This is a genomic window from Mesorhizobium sp. WSM3224, from assembly GCF_000427725.1.
Lineage (GTDB): Bacteria > Pseudomonadota > Alphaproteobacteria > Rhizobiales > Rhizobiaceae > Mesorhizobium.
The window spans coordinates 230,598-253,460 of sequence record NZ_ATYO01000003.1 but is presented as its reverse complement, the minus strand read 5'-3'; the positions used below and the strand labels follow the sequence as shown (position 1 = coordinate 253,460).

Below are 22,863 nucleotides of genomic sequence, written 5' to 3'. Positions count from 1 at the left end.
GATGAATTTCGATCCGCGCTTTTCGGGACGCAAGTTCTCCTCCGTCGGCACGCGCCCCATCCGCCCCGACGGCGTCGACAAGGTGACGGGCCGCGCCCGCTACGGCGCCGACTTCAACATGGCCGGCCAGCTTGTCGGCCGCGTGCTGCGCAGCCCGCACGCCCATGCGGTGATCAAAAGCGTCGACACCTCGAAGGCGGAAAAGCTCGCCGGCGTGAAGGCGGTGATCACGGCGAAGGACCTGCCCGACCTCACCGATGGCGATACAGCGATGTACGACATCCTCGACAACTCGATGGCGCGCAAGAAGGCGCTCTATGACGGCCATGCGGTGGCCGCGGTGGCGGCGATCGACGCCCGCACCGCCAGGCAGGCGTTGAAGCTGATCGAGGTCGACTATGAGGTGCTGCCGCATGTCACCGATGTCGACGAGGCGGCGCAGCACCATGCGCCGCTGATCGACGACACGATCTATACCGAGGGGCTGGAGGAAAAGCCGGCGAAGCCCTCCAACGTCACCAAGCGCACGCAGTTCGGCCATGGCGATGTCCATTCGGGCTTCGCCAAGGCCGATTTCATCGTCGAGCGCTCGTTCAAGACCGAGCAGACGCATCAGGGCTATATCGAGCCGCATGCCTGCGTGGCGAGCGTCAACGCGGATGGCACGGCGGATCTGTGGGTCTGCACGCAAGGCCATTTCGTCTACCGCCAGCATTGCGCCCAGTTGCTCGGCATGGAAGCCTCGAAGCTGCGCGTCACCTCCTCCGAGATCGGTGGCGGTTTTGGCGGCAAGACCCATGTCTGGGCCGAGCCAGTGGCGCTTGCCCTGTCGCGCAAGGCCGGCCGCCCGGTGAAGTTGGTGATGACCCGCGACGAGGTGTTTCGCGCTTCCGGCCCGACCAGCGCCACCTCGATCGACGTCAAGATCGGCGCCCGCAAGGACGGCACCATCACCGCCGCCGAAGCGACGCTGCGCTATAGCTGCGGCCCCTATGCCGGCTCCTGGGCCGAGATCGGCGCGATGACGGCGTTCGCCTGCTACAAGCTGGAGAACGTCAAGACCGTCGGCTACGAAGTGCTGGTAAACCGGCCGAAGACTGCGGCCTATCGCGCGCCGTCGGCTCCGATGGCGGCCTTTGCGGTGGAAAGCGTGGTCGACGAGCTCGCCAAGGAGCTCGGCATGGACGCGGTGGACTTCCGCATCAGGAATGCCGCGCAGGAAGGCACGCGCTCGTCCTATGGCCCGGTCTACGGCCCGATCGGCATCGGGCCGACGCTCGAGGCGGTGAAGAACCATCCGCATATGAAGGCGCCGCTCAAGGCCAACCAGGGGCGCGGCATGGCCTGCGGCTTCTGGTTCAACTTCGGCGGCCAGACCTGCACCGACTTGAACATCGGCATGGACGGCTCCGTGTCGCTGGCCGTCGGCACGGTCGATGTCGGCGGTTCCCGCGCTTCGCTGTCGCTGGTGGCGGCGGAAGAACTCGGCATCGACTATTCCCAGGTCAAGGCGATCGTCGCCGACACGTCCAGCCTCGGCTACAACGACATGACTGACGGCAGCCGCGGCACCTTCTCCTCCTCCATGGCGACGATCTCGGCCGCGCGCAACGCTATTCTGATCCTGCGTGAGCGCGCGGCGCAGACCTGGGATATCCCGGTCGACGACGTGGTCTGGGAAAAGGGCCATGCCATCGCCAAGGGCGAGAAATACGGCAACCTCTCGCCGCTGTCGCTGAAGGACATCGCGGCCGCGTCGGGCAAGACCGGCGGGCCGATCGCCGGCCATAGCGAGCTCGTCGCCGACGGCGCCGGCGTCTCCTTCGCCACCCATATCTGCGACGTCGCGGTCGACCCCGAGACCGGCTCGACCAGGGTGATCCGCTACACGGTGGTGCAGGATGCCGGCAAGGCGGTGCACCCGACCTATGTCGAGGGCCAGTACCAGGGGGGTGCGGCGCAAGGCATCGGCTGGGCGCTCAACGAGGAGTATATCTACGGCAAGGACGGGCGGCTGCAGAATGCGGGCTTCCTCGACTACCGCATCCCGGTGTGCTCCGACCTGCCGATGATCGACACGCAGATCCTGGAAATCCCCAACCCCAACCACCCCTATGGCGTGCGCGGCGTGGGCGAAACCTCGATCGTGCCGCCGCTGGCGGCGATCGCCAACGCGGTGTCGAACGCGGTCGGCGTGCGCATGACCCACATCCCGATGTCGCCGCCGAGGATTCTGGCGGCGCTGGAGGCGGAGCGGGAGGGCTAATGCTGAAAAGCGCGAAGCGCTTTTCAGCTCACGTCACGGTCCAATGAGGATCAGGCGCTAATGGTCGAAGTCACGCTCTGGGGCTCGCTCAGCACCGTCGCCGGGGGCAAGGCCAAGCACGAGATCGAGGCCAAGGACATCAGGGAGCTGTTCCGCAAGCTGGCGGAACAGTATCCCGGGATCGAGCCTTGGATCGACCGCGGGATCGCGGTGGCGATCGACGGGACGATTTATAGGGATACGTGGAGCAAGGAGCTGCCGCCGGGGGCGGAGATTTTCCTGCTGCCGAGACTGGCGGGGGGGTGAGGATAGGTTACAGCGCGACGTAACAGATAAGCAGCTTTGCGCCCCTCCAAGCGGTCATATCGGCTAGCTCGCCAGTCGCCTGAGAGCGGTCATTGCTAGCACTCGTCCGGTGTTCGACCGCTGCGACCGCGATGCATGAATTTTTGAGCTTTGATGCTGTTCAAGCCCGCGATTTGTCAGGGCCAAGTGCCCGCCGGTCGAAAAATGCCGACAATCGAAGGCCAACAGTCCGAGCCTGCCGAGCGTCAGTGTGCGCACGTCCTCGCCCTCAATAGCGTTGTACGAGCAAGGGACGAAACGAGTATGTGCTGCACCCGACCGTGCAGCTAGAATCGTTCTTTCGAACTCTCTGCATCACGGTCGTTGCGTAGTCCGTCGCTACGATACGATTCCGCAATATCGGCTAGGGCTTTAGCCGCTAGTGGAAACTCGATCTGCCATCGTTCAGCATGGCGCTGGAACTTGGCCGCCAATTCTCGTTCCTGCTCACCTCCATCATAGGGCGACCTCGTGGTAACGCCACGCTTGTTGAATACGCCGGTTTGGAATGTACCGCGGACTCGGTCGTTGTCCGGAACATCCAAAATCTCACAGATGCATTGGCGTGGCCAATCCCCATTGTCCGCTTCAGGCGAATGCGCGAGAAGTGTTCCTAGGACAAGTTGGCTACCCTTAACGTAGCCTTCTTCCTTCGCCAGCGCCATCAGTTGCTCCACGTACTCACGGCATTTTTCTTCTGAGAATGACCCGTCGCGCTGAGTTCCCGGCGTCATTGTTGTATAAAAGAGAAGATGCCCGCAGACGGTTGATAGGCGAATGTCCTGTTCGCTAGATGCAGCACTCTCGCCTGTGTCGGGTTTGTAGGCTTTTGAAACCGCAAAAAGCATCTGACGTGGGCTGTCGATTAATTCACGCTGTAATTCGCCCATCAACTCGGCTGCGAACTGTCCGAACGCCGCCGTCATTTGAAATTCGAGTGAGAGGAGTCTCCCCCGGTCGAGGGTCGCACTTTTCTCCATTGCTTGCACGAGGTCACCGATATCGTGAAGTTGCAGGTCACCGAGCGCATGGTCGACAGTCGCAAAGTTCCTTTCTAGGACGTCGGCAATTTCCGAGCCGTCAAATTGCTCTTCACAATGCCTCAAGCTACGCAATGCGGCAGCAGAGTTGTCATGTTCCAGAAGTGCCTGCATCCCTCGCTTCTTCGGATCAAGATCAAGCCAGTATGGTAGATTGGGGAGGCCATTCCAGTATCCGTGCTGTATCTCGGGAGATTGCGTTCCAACGATTTCCCAGGTCATAGGTTCGCAACGGCAAACCCTCAAGAACTCAAGAATTGTCTGCCCATCCCATCTCAAATGTTGCCGACCGGAGTCGAGAAGCTTGTGCGTCGCAGCTTCTCTTTCCTCGTCACCGAATGACCGCAGCCACTCACCGACGTAACCAGGGACCTGACCGACTCCAAACTTCTCCGCTGCCCACGCAATCATTGCGTCCATTTCAACGCCAAGATTGTGCATGAGGATTCCGATACAATTTTGTGAGCCGGATGCTGCATTTAGCGCTTCGATTCCGCCAAAACCCTGAGCGAAATATATCTCCCGAAGCGCAGTTGTCCTAAGGGTCTTCAAACGTTCCTTGGCTTCCTCTGAAGTTTGACGTCCGTCTCTCTCCGGCAACTCGCAGTAATAGTTCTCAAAGAGCCATTGGTGCTTCTCGATCAGATCGGGGGGCTCACAATCCTTGTAAGCGTTTTGTATCGCAGAGATGTCTTTCTCTCGAAGTCCTTCCCTCTTCTTGCCTCCGTAATTCAATTCCCAGTGGAGCTTATGCCGCAACGCTTTACGGAGTTTTCGCAATTCTTCGACTGATTCGGTCTTCGATGCAGCCGTTACCGCCTCAAGAACTCGCTTTCGGTACGGGCTATCAAACATATCGTATCGCTCGAAGAGCTTTATCGCTTTGTCTGTGGAATTGTTTGCTAGCTCAAAGGCCATCGAAGCTGCATGCCTTTGAACGTCTGCGTACTCAACATTTGTGACGACTTCGGTGCGTCCAGCATCATCGTCGCGCCAACTAGGACGCGATGATGAGAACGCCACGTCATGCCCTCGATGAAGGATTCCCATACAAAGATCAAATGCTTCTTTGGGATGGCTTTTGCTTAATGCCGACATCGCGCGATTTCGCATTTCAACTGTTGCGGAAGTTTGTGGCCTCCAGCCACGATAGATGTTCAGAAGTGCTTTTTGCGGGCTGTTGCTCCAATTGCCGCCGCTTGGGGCATTTGTGAGCTGAGCCAAGACCTTGGACACTCTCAAAAGACGATTTGGAGCCCACGCGAGTATTTCTAAAGCCCACAATAAATCGGAGTATACACAAGCTTCGCCCATCCCGCCTGATGTCGTCTCTTCAAATAGCGCATACACCTGTGGCGATGGTCCGCGTAGGTCGTCCTCAAGCGACTGAAGAAACTCATCTGGCGCGGCTTCAGCAAGTTGACGGAGAACACCAGAAATAGCCAGCCAGTTCTTCTTTTCGACGTTGCTTGTCAGTCTCTTGACAAGCTGACTGATTTGCCATCGCCAATCATTGCTCGCGCTCAAATATACGATACGAGGGAGCGCGTCGGCCAAAGATCGAAAAAGAGCTCCAGATTCGGGGCGAATTTTGCCCCGTACGTTGGCAAGCCAACGATCTTCCTGAGGCAGGTCAAGGGCCGGATCAAGTTGCCCTATGACCGCTTCGCAGACTTGTACGAAACGGCCAAACATACTGGGTGATACACCAGCCTCGTTCATTTTAAACAATTCGAGCGGTGATTTTGCTTTGACTACGCCATTTATTCGAACAATCGAAGAGTCATCCGTACGGATGAGCCTCTCCGCCTGAGCAGAAAACTCGTCGAACGAAACTCCCGACATCTGCTCAAGAGCCTTTTGGTCGGTTTCATTTCGTTCCAGATAGGCCCCTATCAGGGCGAGTGTCGTTAAAACAGGTGCGTGCTTTGCCTCGTGCCATGTTGGTTGCTTTTGGGCAGGGTTACCGTTCTTGATTCTGCGATAGACGGACCAAGAGCGTCCGCATTGAAGGGCCAGCCTTTCCGAGTCGCCCTGATCGAGTCCCATGCTGACAAGTGCATCCCGATACGCTTCCGGGAGAGTTCGCTGCAGACAGATGTCGGGATCGATATCCAGACTTCTGTGGCCAGGGAAGTGGGCCTCGCTATTGCCGGTGGCCACCGGTACTAAGAGTACAAGGCCTTCCTTGTGAGGAACTGCAGATGCAACTACGGTCTCGGCAGCGATTGCGACATCTATGTTTGAACTGCATGCGATAGCATTCCAACCGCTAGCGTTTACAACGACAACGCATCTCAGGGAGGACTCGTCGCGGCTCTTAATTATAGCGGCACAAGCGAATGCAACGGCTTCCTCGCTGCTGTCAGCATGTACAACGACTGTGCCGCCCTGCGCCTTCTTGGCAAACAGTTCGAAGAGTTTTTCACGTTCCTTGTTTCGGCTCGCCAAAACTGCCTCAGGGCTAATCGGAGGCAATACGTCCCTGTTCCAATCGGCCCAATAGCGTTCAGGCGATTTCAGCGCCTCAGGATGCAAGTTGAGAAGTTCGGCGAACCAGATTTGTGTAGCTGGCTCCTGCTCCAACCATAACTCTACATCGTCAGCATCATATGCCTTGACATCTTTCCATTGGTTTAGAGCTATCTTGCTTTTTGCCCACTCACCCCGTCGTGACCATTTTCGTCCGGTGACAGCAACGAAGGTAACTTGCCTTCGGACCTCTTCAGGCACACTCAAGGTTCTCTTTTCGTAGTCCCTGCCGGCCTTGTTTCTTGGGTTGGCTTCGACACTGAGTTCCCATATCGATTTGTCTCTTGGGACCCAGGCGTTGCCCTCAGTAGCAATCAATTCTCCGTCGAATCCGCCAACACTCACCGAGTTGCCAGCGGGCATAGAAACAGCAGAAAGCGTTGCGGTTCGACCGATCAGTCTTCGCAATAGTTTAGGAAGGTCCCCTTGCGCTTCTCTCTGGCCTGCCCATCTAGCGATGTCGTCTGCCGAAATTATCATGCCCTCTCCCGTCCGCGCGGGACTGCCCGCCATCCAATGATGCTATTACAGATACGAAGCTCGTGAGCTTGGCGCTAGGTCCTGGCAATAAACAACGGTGACGATATTCAATGTCGCTGTTCAACGGATATTTCTGGGCGCCGATCTTCACTAAAATGTCCGCTTTCCACGATCTCTTTATGCAAGCTGCCCGTCCGTTGCCGACCTCCAAGCAGACAATTGTTTCAGGCTTAAGCTCAACAGCAACAATTCACGCGCCCTTCTAACCCCCCAGCGTCGGCTCTGTGTTCACCTCCAGCGCCTCCTCCGCTTCGTCCTCCTCGCCAAGCACCTCGCCCCTCACCGGCAGCGCCCGCCCTATCCAGATCGGGTCGACCAGGTGGTCGCGCTTGGGGTTGGTGGTGTTGGGGTGGATGAGGATGCTCAAGCCCCCGTGGTTCAGCATCAGCCATGGAACCAGCGTGGCGAAAATTTCGGTCGCGAAGGAGACCTGGTACATGGCCTGCTCGTGCGGGCCGACCGGCTCGTCGCGCCAGTTGCCGAGGCGCACGCGGAAGCGCTCGCCGATGCGCTGGCATCCGGCGTGATGCCGCTGCGGCTCTCCGTCAGCGGAATTGCCCGTCTGTCCGGCGTTCTAACCTATGGGCGAGCCCCCTTTCGGCATGCGGATGCCGCTCGCCACCATTTTTCAAGCCAGCCGCGATGGTTTCTGCCGAGTTCCCGACAGCGCATCAAGCCGCTGTTGCAGATGCCCGTTGAGCACGATCATTTCCTTGAGCGCCTTCACGGGGTCTCCCTTGTGAAGGGCAATGAACTTGTCGGCTGTTGATTGAAGCGCGGCCTCCTGGCGACTGTTGAGCCTGACAATGTGGTCCATTTCATCGTCTCCTAATGGTCCGTGGTGACAGTGAACAAAAACGGAACAAAATTGTCAAGGTCGAATTGACTTACAGAGGAATGGCTTCCTATTTCGTGACCCATGCCCGAGCAACCACCCAAGCGCCGAACGACCATCTGGTTTCTTAGCTCCGCCGTCCAGCACGGACAGCTGGTGTGGGTTGGTTGTGGCTATTGCCATGATCGCTACGGCCGGCGCTATTACGATCCCGGCGACCTCATGAAGCTCTTTGGCGATGTCGATGTGAACTGGCTCAGCCGCGCGATGAAATGCGAGCGCTGCGGTCGAAACGACAACATTGAATGCGATGTCATCGTGCCTGTCGCCGCCGAGCGCGAGCGGATGACCGTGCGTCGATTGGTTGAGATACAGGTTCGCAAAAGCCCCGTCTGGCGCGACGACTAGAACAGCGATCCTTGCGCTGGGGGTTGCTGCGGAAATTTGATCTGTGTGGCGGGCTTCTCGACAATCACCAAGGCATCGTCCGGGGCTGTCCGCTGCATGTGGCGAGCTTCCGACCATGGGGCCGTGAGCCAGGTCTCCACCTCATCCTTGGTGGTCAGAAGCACCGGCATAGCCTTCTCATGGATCGGCGCTATGAGAGCGTTGGGCTCTGTTGTCAGAAATCCGTAGACCTCATGGTCAGCCGGATCATCCTTCGCCTTCCGCATCCCGTGCCACCGTGTCCAGAGCCCGGCAAAAAAGAACAACGGGCGGTCCTCGTTCAACGCAAACCAGTAGTTCTTTTTGATGCCTGTCTCGGGGTCTTTCACATCGACCGGGCTGGGCTCCGCGAAGCTCGTCACCGGCACCACGCAACGATGTTCGACTCCAAGATACGGCTGCCAATGGAAGTAGTTAGTCTTGCGAACGTTCGTGGTTCCATAGTCCGCTTTGCCCTTCACCCGCTCGGGCGGTGACGGCATTCCCCATAGCAGCCGGGCAAGCTCGCGTTGGCCGTCCAGGGCGTTGCGCACCACAGGGCCAAGCGTGTTGGGATAGACATCCAGCGAGGGCTCAAGGTTGCCCATGATGTCCCGCATAGCGCGGGTCCATTCGCGGATGGCGTCTTGGCTGGTGGTGATGTTGTAAAGATTGCACATGCCTTCGAATGTGCATCAACGAAGCGATACTCGCCAGTGGCGAAGAGGCCTACGCCCCCAGCGTCGGCTCCGTATTCACCTCCAGCGCCTCTTCCGCCTCATCCTCCTCGCCAAGCACCTCGCCCTTCACCGGCAGCGCCCGCCCGATCCAGATCGGGTCGATCAGATGGTCGCGCTTGGGGTTGGTGGTGTTGGGGTGGATGAGGATGCTCAGGCCGCCGTGGTTCAGCATCAGCCATGGAACCAGCGTGGCGAAAAGCTCGGTCGCGAAGGAGACCTGGTACATGGCCTGCTCGTGCGGGCCGACCGGCTCGTCGCGCCAGTTGCCCAGGCGCACGCGGAAACGTTCGCCGATGCGCTGGCGCAGCCATTCGGCATGTTGGCGCTCGGCCGGGCCGCTATAGTAGATATGGGCGTGATAGCTGGCGATCTCGCTAAGCGGTCTTGGCGTGGGTTCAGTCACCGCGATGCTCCCCTTCGATGGCTTGTCGCCCCAGCGTATACCGCATGGCGCTGCCCGGCCAAGTGGCGTCCATCCTCGTTTGGTGGCCGACCAAATCCGCATAGGGTAGCGCTGGGCCCGCTCCGTCTCTGCTTCGCCGGGCCACCCACTTGGTCAGGGCAATCGCATAAGAGTTCTTACGAAGAGGACCCCCACCCTAACCCTCCCCACAAGGGGGAGGGAACGCTGCCGCATGCCACCTTTTCTGGCGTCAAACCTGGGCGATTTGCGGGGATCAGCGCCTACAAAGTCTCCCTCCCCCTTGTGGGGAGGGATTAAGGGAACGCTGCCGCATGCCACCCTTTCTGGCGTCGAACCTAGGCGATTTGCGGGGATCAGCGCCTACAAAGTCTCCCTCCCCCTTGTGGGGAGGGATTAAGGGTGGGGGTCCTCTTCGTAAGATCTCTGTGCGATTGCCCTGCCCGCTTTGTGGGGGCTAGGAAATGCTAACCGCCGCGGCGGTCTTTTGGCTGCTCCCACGGACCCAGGCCGCCGCGCGCCTTAGAAGCGCCGTCTGCTCAAGGGCCGCTTCAGGGCGATGCGGGCGAAATTGTCGAGGGTGCGGGGCACCGGCGCTTCCTCGATCGCCTCGATGGCGCCGTTCTCCTCGGCTCCCTGCCGGAAGCGCTGCACCCACTCCTCGGTGAGATCGTCGCGCTGGATCTTGAATTGCGAGACCGGCACGGCTGCCGGAACCGGAACGTCGAGCAATCCGGCAACGGCTTCGAGGTAGGGCTGCGGATCGTCCAGCAGGTCCTCGTAGACGAAATGGCGGGAGGGCAACTCCGAAAGGTTGAGATAGGCCCGCCAGAACGCGTAGCTCTGCTCGATCTGGAAGAAAGCCTGGCTGATGCCGGCAAAGCTGTAGGGCACGGGAGACCCGGCGTTCTTGTACCAGCTTGCCCACGAGTTCGAAGCGCTGGCGCGGTAGAAGGAAATGGCCTGGCGAAGGCGATCGCGGCGTTCGAGCGTTATGAAACCCAGATCGTGCTTCTTGCGGATCTCGAGCAGGAAATCCTTGCCGCATTTGCCCTTCGACCAGACCAGATGGCGTGGAAACAGCTTGACGGCGAAGCGGCCGTTTTCGGTCGAGGATTTGCGGAGCACCGTTTCCTCGATCGCGTCGTAGCCACCCGGTTCGGGGCCCAAATGCAACGGTTTGAGCCATTCCGCCGAACGGCCCATGATGCCTGTCGCATTGGTCAGGCTTCCGAGCCAGCTCGAACCGCTTCTTCCCTCGGTCAGGACCGCAACCCCCTTCAACATGTCCCCCTTTTTCCTGCTTCCGCGAAAGCGGCGAAAATGCCCGGGCTTAACGCCCCGGCGCTTCCTTGCCGCATCGTGCCCCAACGAAAGCCGCTCCCTGCTTCCGCCGGTTAATCACGCAAGGTCTAATATGCTCCTTCCTTGCCACAAGCCGGTCATAGAAGCGAGGCGTCCGGGATTGGCAAAGCCGCGGCCGAAGCGGCTCACGCCTTCCGGCTGGTCACGTCCTCCCTGTCGGCCTGTGGCGATTAGAGGCTGCGGCGTGTTGCGACGTCAAGGTTATCATCGGCGCGGGAGCGAGCACCACATCGCGGATGGCAGCGCTGCCCCCGCTCCGTCTCGGCTTCGCCGAGCCACCATTCCGGGGCGAGCCACGGGTCTCGCCCGTCCTTCGGACCCCCCTCTTTGTGGGGGCGAGGAACCCAAGCTTTCCGAGGCCGCGCCCTTGGGCTTTCCTCGCCCCCATGACATGCAGGGCAATCGCATATGAGTTCTTACGAAGAGGACCCCCACCCTAACCCTCCCCACAAGGGGGAGGGAACGCTGCCGCATGCCACCCTTTCTGGCGTCGAACTTAGGCGATTTGCGGGATCAGCGCCTACCAAGTCTCCCTCCCCCTTGTGGGGAGGGATTAAGGGTGGGGGTCCTCTTCGTAAGAACTCATATGCGATTGCCCTGACTAAGTGGGTGGCTCGGCGCGCCGCGCCGAGACGGAGCGGGGGCCGGTGCCGGCATCCGCGATTGCGCACCGCTTCGGAGCGCCTACCCTTTGCCGCCATTTGCCCCACTCCCCCACAGCGCGCGCTGGAGCAGGCCGCGCTTGCGTTTGCGCGATACCAGATCGACGTCGCTGACCAGCCGCGCCCCGCCCTCGCGCCGTTCCAGCGTGATCTTGCGCGTATGAAACGCCTCCAACTCGGCGCGGTGGGCGACGCTGATGATGGTGACCCTGGGCAGTTCCTGGATCACCGTCTGCATCATCTTGTCCTGGCTCTTCTCGTCGAGCGCCGAGGTGGCTTCGTCGAGCACGACGATATCGGGCGCGTGCAGCAAAAGGCGGGCGAAGGCGAGGCGCTGCTTTTCGCCGCCCGACAGCGTCTGGTCCCAGGGCGCCTCTTCCTCCAGCCGGTCCTTCAGGTAGGCGAGGCCGACCTTGTCGAGGGCGGCGTCGATCTCTTTCGTCTTCCAATTGTCGGCGGCGGCCGGATAGGCGGTGGCGCGGCGCAGCGTGCCGGACGGGATGTAGGGGCGCTGCGGCAGCATGAACAGACGCTTGCCCGGGTGGAAATCGACGCTGCCGCTGCCCCAGGGCCACAGGCCGGCAATGGCGCGCACCAACGTCGACTTGCCGGTGCCGGATTCGCCCGACACCAGCACCCGCTCGCCGGGCTCGATCTCGACCTCGGTTTCCTTGACCACGGAGGTGCCGTCGTCGAGCGTCACGGAAAGGTTGTTGAGGCTGAGCATGGCGCCGTCTTCGGTCTCGCCGCGCTGGATGCGGCCCAGCCTGTCGTTCTCCTCGGCGCGCTCCAGCCCGTCCAGCGACATCATCAGCGAGGCGATGCGGTGGGCCGACGCGTTCCAGTCGGCAAGGCGCGGATAATTGTCGACCAGCCAGCCGAAGGCGCCCTGCACGATGGCGAAGGCCGATGCCGCCTGCATCACCTCTCCCAGCGACATCGAGCCGTCGAGGAATTTCGGCGCGCAAAGCAGCACTGGCACGACCGGCGCGAACAGGCTGGAGACTTGCGAGACCAGCGCGGTGCGCATGTGCTGGCCGGTGAGCCGCGCCCAGCGGCCGAGCACGCCGGCGAAGGTGCGGTCGATGCCGGCATTCTCCTCCTCCTCGCCGCCGAGCAGCGCGATGCTCTCGCCGTTTTCGCGCACGCGCGTCAGCACGTAGCGGAACTCGGCCTCGGCCTGGTTCTTGTCCTCGGAAAGCTGGACGAAGCGGCGGCCGATGGCGAACATCGAGGTCGAGGTTATCGCCGCATAGATGACCGCGGTGACGACGAGGAAGCCGGGCACGGTGATGACCGAGCCGCCGAGCGTGATGCTTAGCGCGCCGCCGATGGTCCACAGCACGACGATGAAGGTCGAGGCCGACAGGAAGGCGTTGAGGACACCGGCGATGAAATCGACGGGCGATTCCGTGGCGATGCGCAGATCCTCCGTCAGCCGGGCCTCGGGGTTGGCGTGGTCGCCCTTGACGAGGTTGAGCTGGTAGTAGCGGCCGCTGGCCAGCCAGCGCTGGACGACCGCCGTGGTCAGCCAGGAGCGCCAGCGGCGCTGCATGGTCATGCGCAGGTAGACCTGGGCCACGACCAGGCTGATGCTGCCGGCGACCAGCGGCAGGAAGATGGCGCTCAAGACATAGACGGTGTGGGCGTCGCGCTGCTCGATGGCGTCGAAGATCGCGCGGTTCCAGCGGTTGATGCCGTACTGGAAGCCGACATTGACGCAGATCAGCACCAGCAGCCCGATCGTCAGCGGCCAGGCAAGCCTGTCGCCGCGAAAACCCCAATAGCCGCGCCCGCTGATCCAGAAGCGGCGCAGAAGATATCTCTTGCGCGCCCGCTCGGTCTCCTCGGGCGTCAGTCGCGGACCGGGCTCGATTGCCTCCGGCGGCGGCGAACCGGCATGGCCGATCGCCTCCGGCGCGGCGTCGGCGGGCGCTTTTTCTTCGGGCGGGCTCTCGCCGGCCCGCGGCTTGCGTTGCCGCGCCTTGTCCTCTTTCAGCCTGTCTTCTTGAGGTTTGTCCTCCTGCGCCCTCTTCTGGGGCGGCTTCGGGGCGCCATGCGGTTTCGACTGGCGCAGCGTCTCGTGGCGCGACTTTGCCGGGTGCGGCTTGCCGGCACCGCGCTGCGTGGCGCTGTCGGCCGGTTTCGGTTTGTGCTTGGCCGGGGGCATCGCGCGACAACGGCCCAAAAATCAAAAGGTTTCACGGAAGCGCTGTCCGGCGCAGGCGGCCCGTTCAGGCGGCGTTGCCGCTCCGGGGGTTGCGCCGTGGCTCGAAATGGGCTTCGGCGGCGGACTTGCCGGCCGCGTCGAAGGCGAGCGCGTCGCGCATCGGAAGTGCCGCCGAAAACAGATAACCTTGCGCAATCACGCAGCCCAGCGAACGCAGGATCATGCGGTCGGCGTCGGTCTCGACGCCCTCGGCCATCACCTCGATGCCCAGCGTCCGGCCAAGGCCGATGACCGCCTCGACGAGCGCCTGGTCCTCCACCGATTTCGCCAGGTCGCGGACGAAATCCTTGTCGATCTTGATCTTGCGGATGCGGCTGTCCTTCAGCGAAACCAGGGTCGAGAAGCCGGTGCCGAAATCGTCCAGGACGATCGATATGCCGGCATCGGCCAGACGCCCGACCTTTTCGTCGACCCTGGCGCGGTCGACCGGCGCCTCTTCGGTGATCTCGATCTCGAGCATGGCGGCGGGCATATCCCTCGCCTTCAGCCCATCCAGGATGATGTCGTCGACATTGCCGGCCTCGAGTTCGCGCGGCGAAAGGTTCATCGCGACCCGGACGTCGCGACGCCCATGTCTCACCAACTCCGCGATCATGGCGCAGCAATTGCGGAACACCGTCTCGGTCAGAAGCGAAAGCAGACCGGTTTCGCGCGCGGCGGTAACGATCTCGGGCGGCGAGATGGCGCCGTGGACATCATGATGCCAGCGCAGCAGCGCCTCGAAGCCGACGACCGCGCCGGTGTCGAGCCGCACCAAAGGCTGGAACCAGGAGCAGAGAGCACCGTTTTCAATAGCCCCACGCAGATCGCGCTCGATACAGTTCTTGCGCTCCAGCGCTGCGTCGAGTTCGGCGTCGAAGAGGCAGTATTCGTTCCTGCCGCCGCGCTTGGCCGCATAGAGCGCGAAATCGGCCTTGAGCAGCATCTCCGTCAAGCGCGGCTTTTCCGCCTGATAGATGCCGATCGACGCGCCGACGCGCACCGAGTTCAGCTCCGGGTCCGGATTGGCGATGGCCGCGATGATGGCGGATGCCAACCCGCCCGCCGGCTGCCGGGTTTCACCCGCCGGGAAAAGCAGCACGAACTCGTCGCCGCCGATGCGCGCGATCGTCGCGCCTTGCGGGGCGTGGTCCTCGATCCTGCGCGCCACCTTGACCAGGAGGTCGTCGCCGATGTTGTGGCCATAGGTGTCGTTGACGGATTTGAAGCCGTCGAGGTCGATCAGCATGGCCACGAACGGGCCGTCGGAAAGTCCGAGCCTGGCGATCGCCTGCTCCAGCCCATACCGGTTGAGCAAATTCGTCAGCGGGTCGCGCCTGGAGTTGCGCTCCATCTCGGCGGCGAACTCACGCGCCTCGTATTTGAGACGGCTCGTCTCGCGGAAGCGGGATTGTCCCAGAAGCGCGCTTCTGATCATGCCGCCGAGGAAAAGCAGGATGGTGAAGGCGAGCACGTAATTTTCGACGCCGCCTTTGGCCAGCACGCAGCCGGCGGCGACGAGAAGCGGCAGCGTGATGAAGTTGATCGAAGCCGGCGCGTAAGAGGTGCCGTAGGTGACCGCACCGGCCGCCGTGCCGGCCAGCACGATCAGATAAAGCGGGGCCTGGGCCGTGGTGTATCCGTCGCTCAGCAGCGCCAGGAAAGACCAGGCGAGGCCCGACGCCAGCGCCAGCAGGCCAAAGACGGAAAGCCGGGCGCCGGCCGCCTCCGGCCGGGCGTCGGCCGCGCCCGACCGGGCGACGGCAAGCACCACGCGCGCGCCATTTATCAGGGTGATCGCGATAAACCACGTCACCGCGGCAAGGCCGCCTCCCGACAAGAGCTGCACCGCCAGGATCAGGGCCGACAGCACCGTGCCGACAGGCATCGAGATGAAGACGCACTTGCTCAGCTCGGCGAGCTGATCGCGCAGGATGCCGGCTTCCACGGCTTCGCTCAGACCCTCCGAAGAGGGGCCTGCAACCAGCCGCTCGTCATGCCTTGTCATGGTCCTAGTGGTTAGGCGAGCGGGATGAAAATCCTGTTAAGGATTTCACTCGGCTCGCTCCTGAACGATGTTCAATCATGCGCCATCCGGACACCGGCGTGTCCGCAGATGGACTATCGGAATTGATCCGCATGGCACGGCGCGAGAAAAACCCTATCGTGTTTGTGTGAGCGGGAAAGCCAAGCGGAGCTCCAACCCATGACCCTGACCAATCGAGACATCGTCGAGCTGACGCAATGGCGGCGCAAGCTGCACCGGCAGCCGGAGATTTCCAACGAGGAGGAGAAGACCGCCAAGGAAGTGGTCGCTTTCCTCGCCGACACCGGGCCGGACACGGTGCTGACGGGGCTCGGCGGCCACGGCGTGGCGGCGGTCTACGACAGCGGACAGGCCGGGCCGACGGTGCTGTTCCGCTCGGAGCTCGACGCGCTGCCGATCGAGGAGCTTTCGGGCGTCGAGTATGCCTCTGAGGTGCCGGGCAAATCGCATATGTGCGGCCACGACGGGCACACCGCGATCCTGGCCGCGCTCGGCCGCCAGTTCGGGCGCGACAGGCCGGCGCGCGGCCGTGTCGTGCTGATGTTCCAGCCGGCCGAAGAGACTGGCAATGGCGCGGCCGGCGTCGTCGCCGATCCGCGCTTTGGCGAGATCGCGCCGGACTTCGCCTTCTCGCTGCACAATCTGCCGGGCGTGCCGTTCGGCGAGGTGCGGCTGAAGGCCGGCACCGTCAATTGCGCCTCGCGCGGCATGCGCATCGTGCTCGAAGGCAAGACCGCGCATTCCTCGATGCCCGAAACCGGCACCTCGCCAATGCCGGCGCTGAGCGAGCTGATGCCGGCGCTGCCCGCGCTCGGGCGCGGTACCTTCACTGATGAGGATTTCGGCATGGTGACCGTCACCCATTGCGCGATGGGCGAAGCCGTGTTCGGCATCGCGCCGGGCTATGCGGAAGTGTGGGCGACGCTGCGCACAAGGCGCGACGAGCGCATGGCGGAGCTGGTCGCCGCCGCGGAAGCGCTGGCCGGAAAGATCGCCGCCGCACACGGTCTTGCGGTGCGCTTCGACTATCACGAGATCTTCGTCGCCAGCGTCAACGCGCCGGACGCGGTCGAACATCTCAACCGCGCGCTGGACGAGGAAGGTGTTTCGCGCAGCGAGGAGACGCTGCCGATGCGCGCCTCGGAGGATTTCGGCATTTTCGGCCACGGCGCCAGATCGGCGATGTTCTTCCTCGGCGCCGGCGAAAAGCACCCTTCCCTGCACAACCCCGACTATGATTTTCCCGACGATTTGATCCCGATCGGCTCGCGGATCTTCATGCGCGCGGCGCGCAATCTGCTGGGTTGATCGCCTGAAGGAAGGGCGTGTGCCGCACTTTTCGGCCCGGTGGACCGCCCTGCCGATCCGAAAATAGCGGCCGGCGTCAATTCACGGAAACACTGAACCGATCTGGCTGTCCGCAGCCGACGGTTCGGGCGTATCCGGGGCAAGGATGCCTCGTGCCCGGGCGAAAGCCTCGAATGCGGCTCGCGCCGATTCCACATCGCCCATGCCGGCCAAGGCAGCGTGACAGGCAGCCGCTGTGGCTGTGTAGGTCGATGTGCGGGTGCCGGACCATTCGTCCAGGACCTGACAGGCTTCTATCACGGACGATATCTCACAAGGGAAGCCAAGCCCGACAAACACGTTGACCGGATGGGAAAAGGAAACAACTGTCATCGCCAACCCGCCATGGTGTTCAAGATGCCAGACCCGCTTGTGGCAAGCGCCAGCCAGCGGGTGGCCCGACTGCATGAAGGGCCCTATGGAAAGCCGGGCAGTCGGGCCGAGGACCATCGCTGGCCCTCTTACGATGCTCCACATCAAATCTACTCTTCAAGTCAGCCATTCGGCTGCTGGAATGCAACCGAAGGGAGAGGTACCGGGGATGATTGCACGCTGACACCACGCCTAAAGCACGTCGCGTGGCCGTTCGACGCCAAGTGCCCATATTGTTATGCCGGCTTGGCGAATGTATGAGCTCGCAATGACCTTGATCTCCCGTATTGCTGCGCTCATCCTGCTTGCGGCCATCACCTTCGCTACGCTCTCGCCTATCGACATGCGCCCGCACCTGGGCGAGGTGAACATGGAACGCGCGCTGGCCTATATCCTGTTCGGTCTTGCCCTGGCCTTGGGATTCCCCTCCCGCCTGACGCAGACGATGCTGTTTGTCTGCGCCGCGGCCGGCGTGTTGGAACTGCTGCAGGTGATCGATCCCGGCCGGCATGCCCGTCTCCAGGATGCGCTCCTGAAAGCGGCGGCCGGCCTGATCGGTATTGCGATAGGACGAATTATCTTTGCCGTGGCGAGAAGGCCCGCGCGCCAGTAGCCGGCAACAGCGATCGCGGCAAACCACGCCGGATGATGCCCCACCTTACGCTGAACGAACTGGCGACCAATGCCACAGGATGATCATGGCCTATCTGACAAGCGTCCGCCGCCATGCCGCCTGAGCCCGATTTCTTCGCCCGCGACGCTGTCGCGGTGGCGCGCGAACTGATTGGCGCAACGCTTGCGCTCGGCGGTGTCGGCGGCATCATCGTCGAGACCGAGGCCTACCGGCCCGACGACCCCGCCTCGCACGCCTATCGCGGCCGCACGGAACGCAACGCGCCGATGTATGGCGCGCCCGGCAGCGCCTACGTCTACCGCTCTTACGGCCTGCATTGGTGCCTCAATGCGGTGTGCCTGCCGGGCAGCGCGGTGCTGGTCCGCGCGATCCAGCCGCAATCCGGCATAGCCCAGATGCGCGGCCGGCGCGGAATCGATGACGAGCGGCTGCTCTGCTCGGGTCCCGGCAAGCTCTGCCAGGCGCTCGGCATCGACGGCTCGCACAATCGGCTTTCGCTGAGCGCGCCGCCCTTCGAGTTTGCCCCGTCGCGGACCGATCCGGCCGCGATCGTCAGCGGCCGCCGGATCGGCCTTGCCAAGGCGGTGGAGTTCGAGTGGCGGTTCGGCCTCGGCGGTTCGGCCTATCTCAGCCGCAGGTTCTGAGCGGCCCGGCGCCTGCTTCAATCATGGTCCGGGTGCTGGCGGCTGGCATAGGTTTTAAGCGCGGTCGGCGGCGTTGTCGCCTCGGTCGTGGATCGCGGCAAGCTGCCGATCCGCTCCAGCCAGGCGATGCGGCTTTCGCAACCGAATTCCTGCTCCGGCGCGACCGCGTCGGGGTCGTCAAGGCTGGCAAGGGCAATGTCGAGCCTATCCGCTCCGATATAGCGGAAATGCAGCGAGGTGCCGCATTTGGCGCAGAAGCCGCGTTCGACCGCTTCGGATGAGCGGAACCAGGCCGGCTCGCCTCGGGTCCAGGCGAAGGAAGCCGCGTCGGTTTCCGCCAGCGCCCAGAACGGCGCGCCCACCGCCTTCTGGCACATGCGGCAATGGCAGACGTGCGGCTTGGTAAGCCGCCCGCCGATGCGATAGCGGATGGCGCCGCACTGGCAGCCGCCCGTCAGGCTCGTTTTGTCGCGCTCTGTCGCCAAGTCATCCCCTTGCTTCGGGAGGCCGACTGAGCCTTCCGATGCGGGGCAAACTAAACTTTCGATCCTGACCGGCAAGATCCAGCTCTCCGGAGCGCTGGGCCAGACAACGCCGACGGCTGGCGGCTACGCCATTGTCGCGGCATGGCCGCCGCTGCCCCTCCACCGGCCGAGAAACTGGTAGGCCTCGACGACCATGTCGCGTACGGGCGGCTGAGCAGCGGATCGACTCAGACTTCCCTGCTGTCGAAAAGGAACATCTGAATGCCTGACTCGTCAGGTGCGTAAAGGCGGCGATCCGCTCCGGCTGCTTTTCCCTCCGGGCTCGCGAACCCCTTCTCCATCGCGTCGAGATCGTCGAAATGCAGCGTCCCGATCAGGTAGACATCGGATGGTCCGGCCACCACCGTGATAGGCCCCTGGCTGACCTCGTATTTCCTGAGACCCGGAATCTTCTTGGCCAAAGGTATGTGCGTCTCGAAATAGTGCGTGTCGAACGCTTTCGCGTCGGCCGGCTGCTTGTAGATAACGACCATTCCAGCCATTGCGGCTCTCCTTTTCTGTAACAGACGAAACCAAGGACGAAACGGTGGGTGGAAACGGAACGGGACGCTAAAATTTCGAGAACGCGCCTCCAAGGACAGCGATGGCGGCTTTCCGGTCCCCCCACATCCGCGCTCGACTATCTCGCTTGTGCGAAGACGCGCTCCGTGTAGTGTCTGCCCTAAATTAGTAGGGACTCAAACGATGAGAATTGCGGCGATCGTCGCGCTGAGCGCGGCAGTGGTTGGATGCGCGTCCTCTCCGGTCGACTATGGCGCCTCGCTCTCGCAGCAGGATCCGAAATGGGCATCGCCGGAATGCCAGCAGGCCCGCACGGCGGCTTCGGATTATGCCGTCCGCGAGAAGGAGCATCCCGGCTGGGGCTTCGGCGTGCTGGTTGGCCCCTACAGCCTGGGGCTGGTGGCGGCGGTCAAGGAACATGAGCGGCAGCAGCGAAAGCTGTTCGCCCGCAATGTGCATCTGCAATGCTCGAGCCTGCCGCTGCCGAAAGCGCTGGACTTCGATCCGCAAACGGATGCGCCGAAGAAGACACACTATCCGTAGGCGGCGGGCCAAGCGTCCCGGCTTTTACTCCGGCCGTTCGGCTGCATCCCTGGTGTCGAGTGCGTAGGTGAGGATCGCCACGCCCGTTGCGGTCGCGACATGGCTCGACAGTTTCATTGTCGAAGGCGGCTGCCCCGGCTCGAACAGGCGGAAGCCATCACCCAGCACCAGCGGGTGGACCATCAGCACCAATTCATCGACAAGGCCGCGCCGCATCAGCGCGCGCAGCAGCTTGCCGCTGCCGAACATGATCAGCGCCTTGTCGTGACCTTGCTTGAGCGCGCGCACGGTCTGCCCCGCCTCGCCGGCAAGCAGCGTCGAATTCTCCCAGCCCGGTTGATAGCCGGCGTCATGCGAGGCGACGAACTTCTGTGCGCCGGTCAGCGCCGCGGTCATCGCATTGGCCGGCTGGCGGACGGCCCAGGCTTCGTGGAGATCCTCATAGGTCGTGCGCCCGGCAAGCAGCGACCAGCCGCCGGCCATGGCGCGGCCGATGACCTCCTGCATCTTCGGGTCGCTGCCCGGGGCTCCCCAGCCGCCATGCGTAAAACCGTTGCGCATGTCTTCGTCGGCACGCGCCGGCGCCTGGAAGACGCCGTCCAGGGTCAGATGCTCGACGGCGACGATCCTTGCCATCTCAGTCTTCGCTCCATGCCTTAAGCAGCGGCCCATCGCCGCCATAGACCGGGTCCTTGTCGGGACGACCGACCTTCGGGATCGCGCGTAGTGCATCGGCGTGCTGCTCCGGGCTCCGGCAAAGATCATATGTGCCGAAAGGCGGATAGGCGCCGACGACCAGCAGATCGGTGGAGGCGGACAGGCGCTGGTGGCCCGTGCCGGCTGGCAAGACCGCCACGTCGCCCGCCTTGACCTCCAGCACCTTTCCCTTGTCGCCGCCGAAGCGGACCTCGGCGGCACCGCGCGCTATGCCCAGAACCTCATGGATGCGCGAGTGGTAATGGACGAAGCCGTAGATGCCGTTGCGCCAGCCGTCGCCCCAGCCATTCGCGCCGAAAATATCTTCGAAGACGGTGGCCGGATCGACGTCGTCCGGCAGTTCCACCGCGCCGGGATAGACGAGCATCGGCCAGCGCGGATGGTTGGGCACCAGCCCGTCGTCGGCGAAGCGGAAGGTGAGAGGTTTCTGTTTGTCGATGATTTGTGCCATGCTTCCCTCTTCCTTGGGGCGCGCTTATTGGGTTTTAACGGTTGTCTGAGGGTTTTGCTCCGACCAGCCTGAGGAGGTCACCATGACCGCATTTCGCCTTTCGGCAACCGGCCTTTTTGCACCGGCGCTGCTGTTGGCTTCAGTGTTCCTTATGGCCGCCGGCAGCACCAACGCCGCGCCTGCGACCACCGCTACGGCGGCGCCTGCGCAGGACCTCTACAAGCTCTGCCGGCGGGTGAAGAACGACGACACCGTCCGCCCTTATTCGCACGAACTCTATGCCGGCACGGTCAAGGCGTTCAAAAAACTGTTTCCGAATGCCAAGGCCGCGCCGGAGGAGTCCGAGTTACAGACGCAGCCCAACTATCGCTGCATGAACGGCAAGCTGCTGGCCTGCTTTATCGGCGCCAACCTGCCCTGCGCCAAGATGAATGCCGCGCGCGACAATCCCGGCGCCGACGAGTTCTGCAAGACCAACCCGAATGAAGACGCCGTTCCGGCCTTCGCGACCGGTCACGACGCCGTCTATTCCTACAAATGCCGGAACGGCAAGGCGGTGATGAGCGGAGCGGTATGGGCGCTCGACAAACGCGGCTTCGCCAAGAAGCTGTGGGCCGAGGTGCCCCAGCACTAAGTCTGGCCGCGCCAACCACCGCGGCCTCACACCGAAAGCATGACCTTGATGGCGCGGCGCTCGTCCATGGCGCGGTAGCCCTCGGCGACCTCGGCCAGCGGCAGCTTGAGGTCGAAGACCTTGCCGGGGTTGATGCGGCCTTGCAGCACGCGGTCCATCAGGTCGGGCAGGAAGCGGCGCACCGGGGCCGGACCGCCCAGCATGCGCTTTTGGCCGAAGAACAGTTTTTGGCCGTCGAAGCTCATCCCATGCGGCACGCCGACATAGCCGATGGTGCCGCCGGGCCGCGAGCAGGCCAGCGCCTGGTCGAAGGATTCTCCCGTGCCGACGCATTCCAGCACCGAATCCGCACCGACGCCGCCGGTGAGGTCCTTGATGCGCGCGATGCCTTCCTCGCCGCGTTCGGCCACGATGTCGGTCGCGCCGAATTCGCGGGCGAGCTTTTGACGGCTCGCGTGCCGGCTCATGGCGATGATGCGCTCGGCGCCCATTTCCCTGGCCGCGAGCACGCCCATCAGGCCGACCGCGCCGTCGCCGACGACGACCACCGTCGATCCTTCGCGGACCTCGGCCGCGTCGGCGGCATACCAGCCGGTGCCGAGCACGTCGGACACGGCCAGCAGGTCGGGGATGAGTTCGGCCGATGGCACCTCGGCGGTGGCGACCAGCGTGCCGTCGGCCAGCGCCACGCGGGCGTAAGGCGCCTGCGCGCCCGACATGAACTCGCGCTGCTCGCAGGACGATTGGAAGCCGAAGCGGCAATGCGGGCAGATGTTGTCGGAGAGGCAGAACGAGCCGACGACGAACTGGCCGGGACGGACCGTACGCACCTCCGCGCCGACCTCGACGACGATGCCGCAATATTCGTGACCCATGTGCATCGGGCCGTCGACCGGCTGCAGCCCGCGATAGGGCCAAAGGTCCGAGCCGCAGATGCAGCTGGCCGAGAGCTTGATGATGGCGTCCGTCGGCCGCAGAATTTTCGGGTCGGCGATTTCCTCGCAGCGGATGTCGCCGGGCTTATGAAGAACGGTTGCGAGCATTTCG

Annotated in this window: 21 protein-coding genes and 1 pseudogene; 8 read left to right on the top strand and 14 right to left on the bottom strand. The window is 62.8% G+C overall.

The genetic code is table 11. From position 1 onward, the window contains the following. The first annotated feature begins 1 nt into the window (after position 1). The gene (locus tag YU3_RS0108120; RefSeq protein ID WP_027165764.1) at positions 2-2,266 is read left to right on the top strand and encodes a xanthine dehydrogenase family protein molybdopterin-binding subunit; all 2,265 of its coding nucleotides are present in this window, start codon (positions 2-4) and stop codon (positions 2,264-2,266) included. A 60-nt stretch (positions 2,267-2,326) separates the two neighbouring features. Further along, a complete protein-coding gene (locus tag YU3_RS0108115) occupies positions 2,327-2,572 on the top strand; it encodes a MoaD/ThiS family protein (RefSeq protein WP_027165763.1) in 246 nt (81 codons plus the stop codon). Between the two features lie 326 nt (positions 2,573-2,898). On the opposite strand, the gene YU3_RS40475 is transcribed toward YU3_RS0108115, so the two are convergent. The 3 genes and pseudogenes from YU3_RS40475 to YU3_RS0108085 form a co-directional block, all read right to left on the bottom strand. Continuing rightward, positions 2,899-6,663 carry a hypothetical protein gene (locus tag YU3_RS40475; protein ID WP_156913418.1) on the bottom strand — a complete coding sequence of 1,255 codons (3,765 nt, stop codon included), beginning with the start codon at positions 6,661-6,663 and terminating at the stop codon, positions 2,899-2,901. Positions 6,664-6,925: 262 nt separating this feature from the next. Then, positions 6,926-7,234, bottom strand: a pseudogene (locus tag YU3_RS36215) (DOPA 4,5-dioxygenase family protein); the annotation flags it as partial. A 117-nt stretch (positions 7,235-7,351) separates the two neighbouring features. Next, positions 7,352-7,540 (bottom strand): hypothetical protein, encoded by a 189-nt coding sequence (locus tag YU3_RS0108085; protein ID WP_027165759.1) that lies wholly within the window; start codon positions 7,538-7,540, stop codon positions 7,352-7,354. 102 nt (positions 7,541-7,642) lie between these two features. Here YU3_RS0108085 and YU3_RS0108080 point away from each other — a divergent pair, with 102 nt between their 5' ends. Continuing rightward, the gene (locus YU3_RS0108080; RefSeq protein WP_027165758.1) at positions 7,643-7,966 is read left to right on the top strand and encodes a hypothetical protein; all 324 of its coding nucleotides are present in this window, start codon (positions 7,643-7,645) and stop codon (positions 7,964-7,966) included. Here the strand turns inward: YU3_RS0108080 and YU3_RS0108075 are convergent. From YU3_RS0108075 to YU3_RS0108055, 5 genes are all read right to left on the bottom strand, one after another. Beyond that, a complete protein-coding gene (locus YU3_RS0108075; protein WP_027165757.1) occupies positions 7,963-8,664 on the bottom strand; it encodes an SOS response-associated peptidase in 702 nt (233 codons plus the stop codon). The genes YU3_RS0108080 and YU3_RS0108075 overlap by 4 nt on opposite strands. A gap of 49 nt (positions 8,665-8,713) precedes the next feature. Further along, positions 8,714-9,127, bottom strand: coding sequence for a DOPA 4,5-dioxygenase family protein (locus tag YU3_RS0108070; protein ID WP_027165756.1), 414 nt, complete (start codon positions 9,125-9,127; stop codon positions 8,714-8,716). Between the two features lie 540 nt (positions 9,128-9,667). Further along, complete coding sequence (locus tag YU3_RS0108065; RefSeq protein WP_245273448.1) at positions 9,668-10,432, bottom strand: Stf0 family sulfotransferase; 765 nt, start codon at positions 10,430-10,432, stop codon at positions 9,668-9,670. Positions 10,433-11,194: 762 nt separating this feature from the next. Next, the gene (locus YU3_RS0108060; RefSeq protein ID WP_156913417.1) at positions 11,195-13,342 is read right to left on the bottom strand and encodes an ABC transporter ATP-binding protein/permease; all 2,148 of its coding nucleotides are present in this window, start codon (positions 13,340-13,342) and stop codon (positions 11,195-11,197) included. Between the two features lie 64 nt (positions 13,343-13,406). After that, entirely contained in the window at positions 13,407-15,389 is a 1,983-nt protein-coding gene (locus tag YU3_RS0108055) for a GGDEF domain-containing phosphodiesterase (RefSeq protein WP_027165753.1), read from the bottom strand. A gap of 198 nt (positions 15,390-15,587) precedes the next feature. On the opposite strand from YU3_RS0108055, the gene YU3_RS0108050 reads away from it, so the two are divergent. Next, the gene (locus YU3_RS0108050; RefSeq protein ID WP_027165752.1) at positions 15,588-16,736 is read left to right on the top strand and encodes an amidohydrolase; all 1,149 of its coding nucleotides are present in this window, start codon (positions 15,588-15,590) and stop codon (positions 16,734-16,736) included. 81 nt (positions 16,737-16,817) lie between these two features. Here YU3_RS0108050 and YU3_RS0108045 read toward each other — a convergent pair whose 3' ends face one another. Next, entirely contained in the window at positions 16,818-17,225 is a 408-nt protein-coding gene (locus YU3_RS0108045; protein WP_051333880.1) for a DUF982 domain-containing protein, read from the bottom strand. 190 nt (positions 17,226-17,415) lie between these two features. On the opposite strand from YU3_RS0108045, the gene YU3_RS0108040 reads away from it, so the two are divergent. Together YU3_RS0108040 and YU3_RS0108035 are read left to right on the top strand one after the other, a co-directional pair. Beyond that, positions 17,416-17,760, top strand: coding sequence for a VanZ family protein (locus YU3_RS0108040; protein WP_027165750.1), 345 nt, complete (start codon positions 17,416-17,418; stop codon positions 17,758-17,760). 113 nt (positions 17,761-17,873) lie between these two features. Beyond that, the gene (locus tag YU3_RS0108035; RefSeq protein WP_027165749.1) at positions 17,874-18,425 is read left to right on the top strand and encodes a DNA-3-methyladenine glycosylase; all 552 of its coding nucleotides are present in this window, start codon (positions 17,874-17,876) and stop codon (positions 18,423-18,425) included. 17 nt (positions 18,426-18,442) lie between these two features. On the opposite strand, the gene YU3_RS0108030 is transcribed toward YU3_RS0108035, so the two are convergent. Continuing rightward, on the bottom strand, positions 18,443-18,910 hold the full coding sequence (locus YU3_RS0108030; protein ID WP_027165748.1) for a GFA family protein: 468 nt from the start codon (positions 18,908-18,910) through the stop codon (positions 18,443-18,445). A 227-nt stretch (positions 18,911-19,137) separates the two neighbouring features. Continuing rightward, the gene (locus YU3_RS0108025) at positions 19,138-19,452 is read right to left on the bottom strand and encodes an EthD family reductase (protein WP_027165747.1); all 315 of its coding nucleotides are present in this window, start codon (positions 19,450-19,452) and stop codon (positions 19,138-19,140) included. A 202-nt stretch (positions 19,453-19,654) separates the two neighbouring features. On the opposite strand from YU3_RS0108025, the gene YU3_RS0108020 reads away from it, so the two are divergent. Then, complete coding sequence (locus YU3_RS0108020; RefSeq protein WP_027165746.1) at positions 19,655-20,014, top strand: hypothetical protein; 360 nt, start codon at positions 19,655-19,657, stop codon at positions 20,012-20,014. 24 nt (positions 20,015-20,038) lie between these two features. On the opposite strand, the gene YU3_RS0108015 is transcribed toward YU3_RS0108020, so the two are convergent. Together YU3_RS0108015 and YU3_RS0108010 are read right to left on the bottom strand one after the other, a co-directional pair. Beyond that, on the bottom strand, positions 20,039-20,650 hold the full coding sequence (locus YU3_RS0108015; protein WP_027165745.1) for a dihydrofolate reductase family protein: 612 nt from the start codon (positions 20,648-20,650) through the stop codon (positions 20,039-20,041). A 1-nt stretch (position 20,651) separates the two neighbouring features. Next, on the bottom strand, positions 20,652-21,182 hold the full coding sequence (locus tag YU3_RS0108010) for a cupin (RefSeq protein ID WP_027165744.1): 531 nt from the start codon (positions 21,180-21,182) through the stop codon (positions 20,652-20,654). Between the two features lie 82 nt (positions 21,183-21,264). On the opposite strand from YU3_RS0108010, the gene YU3_RS0108005 reads away from it, so the two are divergent. Then, on the top strand, positions 21,265-21,816 hold the full coding sequence (locus tag YU3_RS0108005; RefSeq protein WP_027165743.1) for a hypothetical protein: 552 nt from the start codon (positions 21,265-21,267) through the stop codon (positions 21,814-21,816). 26 nt (positions 21,817-21,842) lie between these two features. Here the strand turns inward: YU3_RS0108005 and YU3_RS0108000 are convergent, their stop codons facing one another. After that, positions 21,843-22,859 carry a zinc-dependent alcohol dehydrogenase family protein gene (locus YU3_RS0108000; protein WP_027165742.1) on the bottom strand — a complete coding sequence of 339 codons (1,017 nt, stop codon included), beginning with the start codon at positions 22,857-22,859 and terminating at the stop codon, positions 21,843-21,845. Positions 22,860-22,863 lie beyond the last annotated feature (4 nt).